We start from the raw sequence: 13,481 nt of genomic DNA on the forward strand, positions 1-13,481 counted from the left end.
CGACGACGAGCGACGACTGTCGTTCGTCTGCTAGACATGACGCGGAAGGGCTGCCGCCGCCCCGGTTCGCGACGGTGGGCCCGGTGTCGACGAACGGCTCGGGGAAGGACCACGGATGGTGATGTCGCCGGAGCTGGACCGCTCGGCGATCCTGCGGGAGGCCGGTGCCGCCGCCGGCCACATCGCCCGGATCTGCTTCAAGACCGGTCCCCCGCTCCTCACCGGTGTCGAGCTGGAATGGACCGTGCACGACGCCGCGGACCCGGCCCGTCCCGTCGACCGGGACCGGCTGCGCGCGGCACTGGGGCGGCACAGCCCCACCACCCTGGACAGCACGAGCCCGGCCGAGCGGCTCCACCACGACAGTACGGTCACCGTGGAGCCCGGCGGGCAGGTGGAACTCTCCACCGCGCCGCGACCCTCGCTCGCGGCCCTGCTCACCGGCACCGACGCGGACGTCGGTGAGCTGACCCGGCTGTTGGACACCGCCGGCCTGACCCTGGGCCGCAGCGGCATCGATCCCCATCGGGTCCCCCAGCCCGTCGTGGACACCCCCCGCTACCACGCCATGCGCCGTGCCTTCGACCGGCGCGGACCGGCCGGGCGGACCATGATGTTCAGCACCGCCGGGCTCCAGGTCTGCCTGGACGCGGGGGAGGAGGCCGATCTGCCGGCCCGGTGGACGGCCGCGCATGCCGTCGGCCCGCCGCTGCTGGCGGCCTTCGCCACCGCCGACCGGCACGCCGGCCGGCTCACCGGCTGGGCATCGGCCCGGATGGCCGCGTGGCTCACCATCGACCCGACCCGCACCCGGCCGGTGTGGCAGCCCGCCGACGGGCACCGGGACCCGGTCGCGGCCTGGACCGGGTACGCGCTCGCCGCTCCGCTGCTCTGCGTCCGCGCCGACGGCCCGGACTGGACCGTCCCGCCGGGGATCACCTTCGCCGACTGGATCGACGGGGCACTACCGCGCCCACCCACCACCGACGACCTCGACTACCACCTGAGCACCCTCTTCCCGCCGGTCCGGCCCCGGGGCTACCTGGAGGTCCGCTACCTGGACGCCCAGCCGGGCCGGGACTGGATGGTGCCCGTCGCGGTGGTGGCGGCCCTGTTCGGCGACCCGGCGACGACCGCTGCGGCGGCGGCGTGCGGCGCTCCGGTGGCGGACCGCTGGTACCAGGCGGCCCGCTACGGGCTTGCCGATCCACCGGTGGCGCGGGCCGCGGTGGAGCTGCTCGACCTGGCGTTGGCGGCCCTGTCCCGCTTCGACCTGCCGGCGGGTACGTCCGAGGAGATCGTTCGAGGTGTACGACGGCGTCGGGCCGTCGCGGAGAGGAACGTACGGTGACATCGACCCAGTGGGACGCGGAGACCCTCCGCGACCGGATCGCGGCCGAGTTGGCCCGTACCCGGGTCCGGACCGCCGGGCTGACCGACGCGGTCGACGACGACGACCTGACCCGCCAGCACTCCCCGTTGATGTCCCCGCTGGTCTGGGACCTGGCGCACGTCGGCAACCAGGAGGAGCTCTGGCTGGTCCGCGACGTCGGTGGCCGGGAACCGGTCCGGCGGGACATCGACGACCTCTACGACGCGTTCAAGCAGCCCCGCCGGGACCGACCGGGCCTGCCGCTGCTGCCGCCCCGGGAGGCCCGCGCCTACGTGGCGACCGTCCGGGAGAAGGTGCACGACCTGCTGGAGCGGGTGCGCTTCACCGACCGGCCGCTGGTCGCCGACGGTTTCGCCTTCGGCATGATCGTCCAGCACGAGCAGCAGCACGACGAGACGATGCTCGCCACCCACCAGCTGCGTTCCGGCCCGCCGGTGCTCGCCGCGCCCCCGCCGCCCGAACCGACCGCCCGGGTCGGCGGGGAGGTGCTGGTGCCGGCGGGGCCGTTCACCATGGGCACCTCCACCGACCCGTGGGCGCTGGACAACGAACGCCCCGCCCACACCGTCGACCTGCCCGGGTACCTGATCGACGCCGCGCCGGTGACCAACGGGCGGTACCGGGAGTTCATCGCCGACGGCGGGTACGACGACCCCCGGTGGTGGAGTCCGGCCGGCTGGGCGCACCGGCAGTCCGAGGGGCTGACCGCACCGATGCACTGGCGGCGTGACGGCGACGGCTGGGCGTACCGCCGGTTCGGCCGGTGGGCCCCGGTCCGCGACGACGAGCCGGTGGTGCACGTCTGCTTCCACGAGGCGGAGGCATTCGCCGCCTGGGCCGGCAAGCGGCTGCCCACCGAGGCGGAGTGGGAGAAGGCCGCCCGCTGGGACCCGGCCACCGACCGCTCCCGCCGCTACCCGTGGGGCGACGAGGAACCGACCGCCGCGCACGCCAACCTCGACCAGCGTCACCTGTGGCCGGCACCGGTCGGCGCGTACCCGGCCGGGGCGTCCCCGCTCGGGGTGCACCAGCTCGTCGGCGACGTGTGGGAGTGGACGTCGACCACCTTCCGGGGGCACCCGGGCTTCACCGCCTTCCCCTACCGGGAGTACTCCGAGGTCTTCTTCGGCGACGACTACCGGGTACTGCGCGGCGGTTCCTTCGGCACCGACCGGTCCGCCTGCCGGGGTACCTTCCGCAACTGGGACTACCCGATCCGCCGGCAGATCTTCAGCGGCTTCCGCTGTGCGCGGGACGCTCCGGCCGCCGGGCCGGCTGCGGTGGCCCGACGCGCCGCCGGTCCGATGCCGACCGGCGACGCCTGATGTGCCGGCACCTGGCCTACCTGGGGCCGCCGGTGCCGCTGCGGGCGCTGCTGTTCGATCCGCCGCACTCGCTGGTCCGGCAGTCCTGGGCCCCGGCGGACATGCGCGGCGGCGGCACGGTCAACGCCGACGGCTTCGGCGTCGGCTGGTACCCGGACGGCGGTGAGCCGGTCCGCTACCGCAGCGCCCAACCGATCTGGAGCGACCCGGCACTGCCCGGCCTGGCCGCCACCACGGTCGTCGGCGCGGCGCTGGCCGCCGTCCGTTCCGCCACGGTGGGCATGCCGGTGCACGCCGGGGCCGTCGCCCCGTTCGGGGAGGGTCGGTGGCTGTTCAGCCACAACGGCGTGGTGCGCGGCTGGCCGGACACGGTGGCCGAACTCGCCGCCGCCCTGCCGGTCCGCGACCTGCTCACCCTGGACGCCCCCTCTGACGCGGCGCTGCTCTGGGCACTGGTCCGGGACCGGCTGCGGGCCGGAGCGGACCCGGCCGACGCGGTCGCCGACACCGTCCGGGCGGTCACCGTGGCGGCTCCCGGATCCCGGCTGAACCTGCTGCTCACCGACGGCCGTGGTGCGGTGGCGACCGCTGCCGGGCACGCGCTGTCGGTCCGCGTGGACGGCGACGCGGTGCTGCTCGCCTCCGAACCCCTCGACGACCACCCGGCCTGGCGGCCGGTTCCCGACGGTCACCTGGTGGTGGCCGACCCGGCCGGGCTGCGTACGACCCCGCTCGCCAGCGGGTAGCGCCGGCCGACGCGACGTTCACCAACGAAAGGGAAGTCCATGAGCGCCGAACCGCTGGAGATCCACCTGGAGGAGCGGGACCTCGACCGAAGCCTGCGCGAGGACGTCCGGGTCGGCCTGACCGCCAGGGAGAAGTGGCTGCCCCCGAAGTGGTTCTACGACGCCCGGGGCAGCGAGCTGTTCGAGGAGATCACCCGGCTGCCGGAGTACTACCCGACCCGGGCGGAACGGGCGGTGATCCAGCGGCACGCGTCCCGGATCGCCGAGGTGACCGGGGCGAAGACCCTGATCGAGCTGGGCTCCGGCTCGTCGGAGAAGACCCGGCTGCTGCTCGACGCGCTGAGCGGCCGGGGCACCCTGGGCACATTCGTCCCGCTGGACGTGTCGGTGAGCGCGCTGCGCCAGTCCACCGCCGCTCTCGCCGCCGACTATCCCCGCCTGCGGGTCCGCGGCATCGTCGGGGACTTCACCCGCCACCTGGACCGGCTACCCGCCGGCGGCCGTCGGCTGGTGGCCTTCCTCGGCGGCACCATCGGCAACCTGATGCCCGACGAGCGGGCCGCCTTCCTGGCCGCGACGCGGGCAGCCCTGGAGACCGGGGACTGGCTGCTGCTCGGCACCGACCTGGTCAAGGACCCGGGGATCATCCTGCCCGCCTACGACGACGCCGCCGGAGTGACCGCCGAGTTCAACCGCAACGTGCTCCGGGTCGTCAACCGCGAACTGGGTGCCGACTTCGTTCCCGAGGAGTTCCGGCACGTGGCCGTCTGGGACGCCGAACGGGAGTGGATCGAGATGCGCCTGCGGGCGCAACGGTCGATGCGGGTCCGGGTGCTCGATCTCACCGTCGACTTCGCCGAGGGGGAGGAACTGCGGACCGAGGTGTCGGCGAAGTTCCGCCCGGAGGGTGTCGCCACCGAGTTGGCCGCCGCCGGTCTCACCGTCGAGGAGCTGTGGACCGACCCGGACGGCCTGTTCGGGCTGACCCTCGCCCGGGCGATCTGAGTTTCCGCTGCCCCGGGCCGCCCCCGCCGGTGGTGGCGGCCCCGGGTCGGGTACGCTGGGCGCCGCGAAGGGGAGTAGCCCGCAATGTCGTGGTCGACATACTGATGCGTTCCGCATCCGGCCACGCGGCCCCGTACCGGGGCGGGCGAGACCTTCGACCAGGCTGTCAACAGCCGGGTCGAGGGCGCCCCTGTTCCTCCTCCCGGCCTGATCCGGAAGGACGCCCATGGAGGGCTTTCTCGTCGCGCTGGCGGTCAGCTTCGGCGTGATCTTCGTTGCCGAGCTGGGGGACAAGTCCCAACTCATGGCGCTGACCTTCGCCACGCGGTTCAGGACGGTCCCGGTGCTGATCGGGATCACCGTCGCCACCGCCGTGGTCCACCTCGTGTCGGTCGCCATCGGCTACGGCCTCGGCGCGACCCTGCCGACCGGGTGGATCTCCCTCGTCGCCGGCCTCGCCTTCCTCGGCTTCGGCGCCTGGACGCTGCGCGGGGACACCCTCACCGAGGAGGAGAAGCGCAAGGCCGAACGGAGCACCAAGTCGGCGGTGTTCGCCGTCGGTGTGGCGTTCTTCCTCGCCGAACTGGGCGACAAGACCATGCTCGCCACCATCACCCTGGCCACCCAGTACGGCTGGTTCGGCACCTGGATCGGCTCGACGATCGGCATGGTGGCCGCCGACGCGCTGGCCATCCTGGTCGGCCGGATGCTCGGCCGCAGGCTGCCGGAGAAGACCATCAAGTACGGCGCGGCGATCCTCTTCGCGATCTGCGGTCTCTGGCTGATCCTCGACGCGGTCGACCAGCTCACCTGACGACGGCTCCGGCGGCGGTGGTGCTCGGGTCGGGCCGAGCACGGACGGTCCGGGCGACGGGCCACGGGGTGCCCTTCGTCCGGATGAGGCGTACGGTTGCCATGTCGCCGGGGTCTCCCGGTGGCCCCGCCAGTTCCGTCGCCACCGGCGCCTGACGGGCGTTCGGCACCGTTCCCGGCAGGACGGCAGCCTTCCTTCCCGCGATTGCGGGTGTTGCGACGACGACCGGCTCACCGCCGTTACGCCGACCGTCGTGCCCCCTTCGCCCCCGACGTCCCACCCACTTCCGCCACGTCCGCATCCCGGTCGGGGGAGGTTGGGGAGGGGCCACGACCGTTCCCACGGCTACACGAGGAGGCAGACGATGAGGATCGCCAGGCACCGGATCACCGAGGCCCTACGCGAGCGCGGCCAGCACATCAGAGCCGACTGGGTCGAGTTCGAACTACCGGAGTGGGTGGAATCCGACAAGCACACCGGGCTGCTCGGGACGCTGCGTCTCGATCCCGCCGACCTCGTCGAGGTGCGGTCCCCGTGAGGGTGGCCCTGCTCGGGCCGGTCGCCTGGCGGACACCTCCGCACCACTACGGTCCCTGGGAGCAGGTGACGGGCCTGCTCGCCGAGGGACTGACCACGCGAGGGGTGGACGTGACCCTCTTCGCGACGTTGGACTCGGTCACCTCCGCCGCCCTCGACGGCGTCTGCCCGCAGGGATACGACGATGATCCGTCCATGGACGGGCGGGTGTGGGAGGCGATGCACGTCTCGCACGCGTTCGCCCGCTCAGCGGAGTTCGACCTCGTGCACAACCACCTCGACTGGCTGCCGCTGGCCTTCGCCGAGCACTGCCGCGCTCCGCTGCTCACCACCGTCCACGGCTTCTCCGGCACCGGCATCCTGCCCGCGTACTCGAAGGCCCGCTCCTCCTACGTCTCGATCTCCGACTCCGACCGGATCGCCGGCCTCGACTACGTCGCCACCGTGCACCACGGTGTGGACGTGACCGGGCTGCCGTTCACTCCGGTGGCCGGCCCCGGGCTGGTCGCCTTCGGCCGGATCCACCCCGACAAGGGCATCCACACCGCCATCGAGATCGCCCGGCTCGCCGGCCGGCCGCTGACCATCTGCGGCATCGTGCAGGACGAGCGGTACTTCCGGGAACGGGTGGCGCCACACATCGACGGCGAACGGGTCCTCTTCCTCGGATCGGTGGGCCCCCGACGACGCGCGGAGATCCTGGGTGCCAGCGCCGCCCTGCTGCACCCGATCGCCTTCGACGAGCCGTTCGGTCTGTCGGTGGTGGAGTCGATGGCGTGCGGTACACCGGTGGTGGCATACGCGCGGGGGTCCATGCCGGAGGTCGTCGACGAGAGGGTCACCGGGTCGCTCGTCCACACCGTCGAGCAGGCCGTCGACGCCGTCGCCGGAATCGGGGACATCGACCGGGCCGGCTGCCGGGAACGGGCCCGACAGCGCTTCGACGCCGACCGGATGGTCACCGACTACCTCGCCGTCTACGACGACCTGATCGGTTCTCCACGACGCTGACCCCGCGGTCCGTCACCGCTTCGCTCGATCCGCGCTCGTCGCGGCCCCGCACCCGAGGCGGCCGCCGCGAATCCCCGCGCCGTGGGCCACACACGCTGGCCGGCGTGCGCTGACACCCGCGTGAGGCCCATCCCGTTCCCTGGGCGGTGGCCGACAACCGGAAGGCCCAACGCATGCTCAGCTACGGTTTCCTCAGTACCCACCCGCCGACCCGGTGCGGACTGGCCACCTTCAACTCCGCGCTGGCCACCCACCTGATCGGCGGCGGTACGCGCGGGGGCGTCGTACGGGTCACCGACAGCGGCGACGACCGGCTCGTCCTGCCCGGTGTCGTGCACACCTGGGCGGCGCGGACCCCGGCGGGCTGGCGGGAGGCCGCCTCGGCGCTGGACGCCTTCGACGTGGCCGTCGTGCAGCACGAGTACGGCATCTACCCCGGCCCGGAGGGCTGGGACGTCCTGCCGCTGCTGCGCCGGCTCACCGTGCCGAGCATCGTGGTCCTGCACACCGTGCTGAGCCACCCCAGCGCCCGGCAGAAGTCCCTGCTGGAGCAGATCGTCGCCGCGGCCGGGGCGGTCGTCACGATGACCGACACGGCTCGTGACCGGCTGCTGGCCGGTTACACCGCGGACCCGGGGAAGGTCTCGGTCATCCCGCACGGCGTCGCCGATCAGGTCGGCGTACCAGCCCCACGTCGTGCCCGTCCACACCTGCTCACCTGGGGGCTGCTCGGCCCCGGCAAGGGCATCGAGTGGTCGTTACGGGCGCTCGCGCGGTTGCAGGACCTCGATCCGGCACCCACTTTCACCGTCGCGGGCCGGACCCACCCGAAGGTGCTCGCACACCAGGGGGAGACCTACCGGTCGGGCCTGCACCAGCTCGGTGCGCGGTTGGGCGTCACACATGCCGTGGACTATCAGCCGGTCTACCACGATCCGGCCGCGCTCGGCGCGCTGATCCGCTCCGCCGACGTGGTCCTGCTGCCCTACGACTCCCGTGAGCAGGTGACGTCCGGCGTTCTCGTCGAGGCGGTGGCCGCCGGGGTTCCCGTCGTGGCCACGCCCTTCCCGCACGCCGTCGAGCTGCTCACCGACGGCTCCGGTCTGGTCGTACCGCATCACGATCCGGCGGCGCTGGCCGCGGCGATCCGGCGGATCCTGGCCGAACCCGGTGCTGCCGACCGGGTCCGGCCGGTGGCCGCGGAGCTGCGGTGGCCGGCGGTGGCCGCCCAATACGGCGTCCTCGCGGAACGGCTCACCGCCACCGGCAGGTTCGCGGTCAGCGCGGTGCCGGCGTGACCACGACCGCGGGCCGTCCCGCCAGCGCAGATGGTCCGGTCACCGGCCACCGCCTGGACGCGCCCCCGCCGAGCTTCGCCCACCTGTCGCGGCTGAGCGATGACACCGGTCTCTTCGAACACGCCCGACGCGCCGTCGTCCGCCGCGAACACGGCTACTGCACCGACGACGTCGCGCGCGGTCTGGTGGTCACGTGCCGGGAACCGGAGCCGAGCGGCGCGCTGCTCCGGCTCGCGGAGTCCTACCTCGCCTTTCTGACCCACGCGCAGGATGCGCGCGGCGCCTTCCACAACCGTCTCGGCTTCGACCGGCGCTGGGCCGACGAGCCCGGTCTCGGCGACTGGTGGGGGCGGGCGCTCTGGGGCCTGGGCACCGCCGTCGCCCGGAGCCCCGCCGCCTGGATCCGGGAGGAGGCGCTGGTCGCCTTCAGCGCGGGTGCCGTACGCCGCAGCCCGTCCCCACACGCCATGGCCTTCGCCGGGCTCGGTGCCCGCGAGGTCCTGCGCCGCCATCCCACCCATGCCGCCGCTGCCGTGCTGCTCGCCGATGCGGCCGCCACGATCGGTGCTCCGGCGACGGACCCGCGCTGGCCCTGGCCGCAGCGGCGCCTGACCTACGCCAGCGCGGCCCTCGCCGAGGTCGTCATCGTCGCCAGCCAGCTGCGCCACGACGGTCCACTACTCGACGGCGGCCTGCGGATGCTGGCCTGGCTGCGGGACGTCCAACTGCGCGACGGGCGGCTGTCCGTCGTCCCGGCCGCCGGGTGGGAACGGGGTACGGCGCGGCTGCGCCACGACCAGCAGCCGATCGAGGTCGCCGCCTTCGCCGACGCCTGTGCCACGGCCGCCACCGTCACCGGTGATCCCGGCTGGGACACCGGGGTACGGCAGGCTGTCGGGTGGTTCCTCGGCGACAACGACGTCGGCACGCCGATGTGGGACCCGGCCACCGGGGGCGGCTACGACGGGTTGACCCCGCACGGGCCCAACCTCAACCAGGGTGCCGAGTCGACCCTCGCGCTGATCTCCACCCTGCAACACGCCCGGCGGTGGTCGTGACCGGGAACCTGGCCGTCCGGCACGACCTCACGCTCAGTCCGGACCCACGTCGGGTCATCGTCAAGCTCTTCGTGCCCGGCGAGGACGACGCCGTGGCCCACTCCCGCGCCCAGGCGCTCGTCGACCGCGTAGCGCACCTCGACGAGGAGGGAACCGGCCGGCTGCTGCGGGACACCTTCCGCCGCTTCGGCGACCGGCACCGGGACCTGGTCGGGACCTTCCATCATCACTACGACCTCGTCCGGCACCGAGCCGCCCGGCCACGCGACCTCGCCCCCACCACCCGTCTCCTGGTCGGCGCCTACTTCAGCCACGAGTACGCGGTCGAGGCCGCCGCGCTGTGCAACCCGTCGATGGTGGTCCACCCCGACCAGGCCGACCTGGAACCGGGCCAACTGCGGGTCGCGATCAGCCTGCGCCAGATCGGCGAGGGCCACCTGTCGTCGATCGGGTTCGCCAGTGCCGTCCTCGGGCCCGGCCGCCGCCTCGCCGTCACCGGCCGGTCCGGCCCGCTGGTCGTCGGGCAGCGGACCGCCGTACGACACCGCCGTGACCTGCTCATCGCCGGGCTGGCCGAGGACGACTGCGACGACGAGGTCTCCGCCACCGTGCTGGACGCCCTGCCCGAGCGGTACGACGAGGCCACCTTCGAACAGATCATCGCCGGGCTGCCGCCCGACCTGCTTTCCCGCAGCACCGCCTCCGGCACCGTCGAACAACTGCGCCGAGCCAACGCCGCCAGCTACGCCGTGGCGTTTCCCGCCGACAGCCGGCTGCACCAACGGGTGCTCTGGCCGGGCATCCCGGCGGAGAGCAACGGCATGGAGGACGCCCGGTTCGTCAGGTTCGTCGACGACTCCGGGCCGGTGTACCGGGCCACCTATACCGCCTACGACGGTCGGCGCGTCGCCACCCGGGCACTGGCCAGCCGGGACCTGCGGCGCTTCGAGGTCACCCCGATGCGCGGCCCGGGTGTCCGCAACAAGGGCGTCGCGCTGTTCCCCCGTGCCGTCGGGGGACGCCAGCTCGCCCTGTGCCGCACCGACGGTGAGACCATCGGCCTCAGCTGTCTGGACGACGACAACCGGTGGCAGACGCCGGTGCGACTGCACGCTCCCCGGCACAGCTGGGAACTGATCCAGGTCGGCAACTGCGGCTCGCCCCTGGAAACCGACGCCGGGTGGCTCGTGCTCACCCACGGCGTCGGTCCCATGCGTCGCTACGCCATCGGCGCCATCCTGCTCGACCTGCACCGACCGGAACAGGTCATCGCCGAACTCCCCGGCGCGCTCCTGGCACCCGACCCGGTCGAACGCGACGGGTACGTGCCGAACGTCCTCTACTCCTGCGGTGGGCTCGTCCACGCCGACGAGCTGTGGCTGCCGTACGGGGCCAGCGACGCCCGGGTCGGGTTCGCCACCGTGCCGGTGGCCGCGCTCGTCGCGGCGATGGTCGAACCCGCGTCACCCCGGGGTGGACGGCAGGTGTAGGTGTCGTTCACCCGCTACGTCGTGTCGGGTCCGGAGTCCGACGACGACCTCGCGAAGCGGATCGCGGCGCTGCCGCCCTCGTTGTCCCACACCGCGTGCGCCGCGGAGCCGGTCGTCGGTGGCCCGTCCGACGTGGTCGTTCCGACGAGGAGGAGAGCCGGTGCGTGCCTGAGGTTGGCCGGGTCGGCGGCGGCGGCCAGGGCCCGCTCGGCTGCCGCAGGCGCCGTCGCGGGTGGCACGACGAGCAGGTCGACCTGGTCGTCGCTGGCGGTGGTGGCGACCAGCAGGGCGGGGTCGAGGGAGTCGAACCAGCCGATCCGGACGACGTCCGGCCCGACGGTCAACCGATGGATCCGGCTGTCCCAGGTGTGGATGTTCAGCATGAGGTGACGGATCCGGCCGTACCGTTCCGAGAGGGCGCGGACGAAGCCGGGGAGTTCCGCCGCCGGGTCCCAGGAACGCGGCCACCACCCGCCGTCCAGGACGGTCCGGTCCCGGGTGGGAGCGAGGACCAGTCGAGTGTGTGAAAGCGACGACGGAACGAGCACGGTGCCGGTCATGGGTCACCTCTCCTGGTGCTGGACGATGCGAGCGTTGCTGGCGGGTGACGTGGCGCCGCGGTCCGGAGGCGTCGCTACGGAGACCGGTGGCCCCCGGGGGGGGGTGACGTGACCGGTTGGCGTGGTGCGCGGACTGGGCCGGCAGGGGGACCTCGATCGATGGGTCGCGTCCGTCAGCGGCGGACTGTCAGCCACCGGGGTCCCGAGCGACAACTGCCATCGTACGCCCCCGGACACCGGCCGGCGATTCCGTCGGCGGCCGCCGGCCGAACCGCGCGGGAAGCGTGATCCCGGAGTACGGTGATCCCGACCCGGGCTCCGTTCGCGGGCACCGGTTCCCGCGCGCCCAGCGACCAGCCGAACCGGAGAGCTGATCCCGACCCTCAACGCGCCGATCGTGTGGCCGCGAGTCGACGGCCCGAACGGGGCGGTCGACCGCCCCGCACGGACCGGCCCGCTGGCCGGTGTTCGCCCCGGCGGTGCCCGCCGGGGCCCACGCGGCGCTCACGCCGCCTCCGGAGCGGTGGGATCCGTCCCGCCGTGCTGGATGTCCAGACGAGGATGACTGACATGATCGAGATCGCGATGTCCGACGTGTTCGTGGAGACGGCCGACACCCTCGTCGACGACTTCGACGTACTCGAGTTCCTGCACGTGCTGACCGAGCGGTGCGTCCAGCTGCTCGGCGTCTCGGCGGCCGGGCTGCTGCTGACCGACCAGCAGGACACGCTGCGGGTGGTGGCCGCCTCCTCCGGACGTACCAGGTTGCTGGAGCTGTTCGAGCTGCAGACCGACCAGGGTCCCTGTCTGGACTGCTTCCGTACCGGTCGACCCGTGTCGGTGACCGACCTGCCCGCCGCCGGTCGGTGGCCCCGGTTCACGGCCGCCGCCGCCGAGGTCGGTTTCGCCGCGGTCCACGCCCTGCCCATGCGCCTGCGCTCCGAGGTGATCGGCGCGCTGAGCCTCTTCGACGTCCAGTCGGGCGCGCTCGACGCAGACAGGCTCCGCGTCGGCCAGGCCCTGGCCGACGTGGCCACCATCGGGTTGCTCCAGCAGCGGGCCGTCCACCGCCGCGACATCCTCACCGAACAGCTGCAGACCGCGCTCACCAGCCGGGTCCTGATCGAACAGGCGAAGGGGGTGCTCGCCGAGCGCCTCCAGGTGGACGTCGGTGCGGCGTTCACCCTGTTGCGCGCCGAGGCGCGCCGTCGAAACCGGCGACTGTCCGACCTGGCTCGCGCCGTCGTCGACGGCTCGGAGCAGTTCGTGACCGGCGAGGCGGCCGTGGCGGTCGGCTGACCGCCGGATCAGGGCGGTGCGGTCGGACACGTAGGCGCCGTCGGAGAGCCTTGTCGCGCCGCAGGGCGTACGGTGGTGCTGTCGCCCTGGCCCCCGGTGGCTGTCCGTCTCCGCCGCTGCCAGCCCAAAGGGGCGTACCACGATGGCCATCCCCCTCCCGACCGCTCCCCGCCTTCCGCTGCTGCCGGACACACCGGGCCCCCGGGAACCGCTGTTGCACCAGCTTGCCGCGCTGGACGGCGACGACCCCCGCCGCGCGGGGCTTCGGGACCGGATCATCGAGGACCGTCTGCCGCTGGCCAGCCGACTCGCCCGCCGGTACACCGGACGCGGCGAGCCCTACGACGACCTGGCGCAGGTCGCGGCTCTCGCCCTGGTCAGAGCGGTGGACGGGTTCGACGCCAGCCGAGGGTCGCCGTTCTCCAGCTATGCGGTCCCGACCATCCTCGGCGCCCTCCGCAGACACTTCCGCGATTCCACCTGGGCGATCCGGGTACCGCGCAGGGTTCAGGAGTTGAACAGCAGCGTTCGCGCCGCGACGGGTGAGTTGACGCAACGGAACGGTCACCATCCCAGCGCCGTGGAACTCGCCGACCACCTGGAGGTGGGTGTCGAGGAGGTCTTGGCCGCCGTCACCGCCGCGCAGGCGTACCGCCTGGTGTCCCTGGACGCGCCGCGGCCCGGAACCGACGACCTCACGGTGGTGGACCGCATCGGGGCGGTCGACCCCGGATTCGCCCGGGTCGACGACCGCCTCGCGCTCTCCCTGCTCGTCGCGGCCCTGCCGCAGCGCGAACGTCGGATCCTCGCCATGCGGTTCCACGGCCACCTGACCCAGGAGCAGATCGCCGACGAGGTCGGCTTGTCGCAGATGCACGTGTCGCGGCTGCTGACGCGGTCCCTGGCCCGCCTTCGGGCCAGGATGCCCAGCTGACCGGCCGCCCT

At 73.3% G+C, this 13,481-nt stretch carries 13 protein-coding genes; 12 read left to right on the plus strand and 1 reads right to left on the minus strand.

What is annotated here, in order from left to right; genetic code table 11:
• Window positions 1-115: 115 nt before the first annotated feature.
• From egtA to IGA62_RS27255, 10 genes are all read left to right on the plus strand, one after another.
• Window positions 116-1,351 carry an ergothioneine biosynthesis glutamate--cysteine ligase EgtA gene (gene egtA, locus IGA62_RS27210; RefSeq protein ID WP_145818088.1) on the plus strand — a complete coding sequence of 412 codons (1,236 nt, stop codon included), beginning with the start codon at window positions 116-118 and terminating at the stop codon, window positions 1,349-1,351.
• Entirely contained in the window at window positions 1,348-2,718 is a 1,371-nt protein-coding gene (egtB, locus tag IGA62_RS27215; RefSeq protein ID WP_145818081.1) for an ergothioneine biosynthesis protein EgtB, read from the plus strand. The genes egtA and egtB overlap by 4 nt, the downstream gene beginning before the upstream one ends.
• Window positions 2,718-3,464 carry an ergothioneine biosynthesis protein EgtC gene (egtC, locus tag IGA62_RS27220; RefSeq protein WP_145818073.1) on the plus strand — a complete coding sequence of 249 codons (747 nt, stop codon included), beginning with the start codon at window positions 2,718-2,720 and terminating at the stop codon, window positions 3,462-3,464. The genes egtB and egtC overlap by 1 nt, the downstream gene beginning before the upstream one ends.
• A 39-nt stretch (window positions 3,465-3,503) precedes the next feature.
• Window positions 3,504-4,469: an L-histidine N(alpha)-methyltransferase gene (egtD, locus tag IGA62_RS27225; protein WP_145818065.1), complete on the plus strand. Its 966-nt coding sequence runs from the start codon at window positions 3,504-3,506 to the stop codon at window positions 4,467-4,469.
• Window positions 4,470-4,695: 226 nt separating this feature from the next.
• Window positions 4,696-5,283, plus strand: a complete 588-nt coding sequence (locus IGA62_RS27230; RefSeq protein ID WP_145818063.1) for a TMEM165/GDT1 family protein — start codon at window positions 4,696-4,698, stop codon at window positions 5,281-5,283.
• A 364-nt stretch (window positions 5,284-5,647) separates the two neighbouring features.
• On the plus strand, window positions 5,648-5,821 hold the full coding sequence (locus tag IGA62_RS27235) for a hypothetical protein (RefSeq protein ID WP_186499841.1): 174 nt from the start codon (window positions 5,648-5,650) through the stop codon (window positions 5,819-5,821).
• Window positions 5,818-6,831, plus strand: a complete 1,014-nt coding sequence (locus IGA62_RS27240; protein WP_145818061.1) for a glycosyltransferase family 4 protein — start codon at window positions 5,818-5,820, stop codon at window positions 6,829-6,831. The genes IGA62_RS27235 and IGA62_RS27240 overlap by 4 nt, the downstream gene beginning before the upstream one ends.
• Window positions 6,832-6,977: 146 nt before the next feature.
• On the plus strand, window positions 6,978-8,129 hold the full coding sequence (locus IGA62_RS27245; RefSeq protein WP_377464298.1) for a glycosyltransferase: 1,152 nt from the start codon (window positions 6,978-6,980) through the stop codon (window positions 8,127-8,129).
• Complete coding sequence (locus IGA62_RS27250; protein ID WP_377464299.1) at window positions 8,126-9,187, plus strand: glycosyltransferase; 1,062 nt, start codon at window positions 8,126-8,128, stop codon at window positions 9,185-9,187. The genes IGA62_RS27245 and IGA62_RS27250 overlap by 4 nt, the downstream gene beginning before the upstream one ends.
• Entirely contained in the window at window positions 9,184-10,677 is a 1,494-nt protein-coding gene (locus IGA62_RS27255) for a glycoside hydrolase family 130 protein (RefSeq protein ID WP_145818059.1), read from the plus strand. Before IGA62_RS27250 ends, IGA62_RS27255 begins: the two co-directional genes overlap by 4 nt.
• 14 nt (window positions 10,678-10,691) lie before the next feature.
• Here the strand turns inward: IGA62_RS27255 and IGA62_RS27260 are convergent, their stop codons facing one another.
• Window positions 10,692-11,237 (minus strand): DUF5994 family protein, encoded by a 546-nt coding sequence (locus tag IGA62_RS27260; RefSeq protein WP_145818057.1) that lies wholly within the window; start codon window positions 11,235-11,237, stop codon window positions 10,692-10,694.
• Between the two features lie 570 nt (window positions 11,238-11,807).
• Between IGA62_RS27260 and IGA62_RS27265 the strand changes: the two genes are divergently transcribed.
• Window positions 11,808-12,536: a GAF and ANTAR domain-containing protein gene (locus IGA62_RS27265; RefSeq protein ID WP_145818055.1), complete on the plus strand. Its 729-nt coding sequence runs from the start codon at window positions 11,808-11,810 to the stop codon at window positions 12,534-12,536.
• Window positions 12,537-12,678: 142 nt separating this feature from the next.
• Window positions 12,679-13,470 (plus strand): SigB/SigF/SigG family RNA polymerase sigma factor, encoded by a 792-nt coding sequence (locus tag IGA62_RS27270; RefSeq protein ID WP_145818053.1) that lies wholly within the window; start codon window positions 12,679-12,681, stop codon window positions 13,468-13,470.
• Window positions 13,471-13,481 lie beyond the last annotated feature (11 nt).

The organism is Micromonospora sagamiensis (assembly GCF_014680085.1).
Classification (GTDB): Bacteria; Actinomycetota; Actinomycetes; order Mycobacteriales; family Micromonosporaceae; genus Micromonospora; species Micromonospora inyonensis.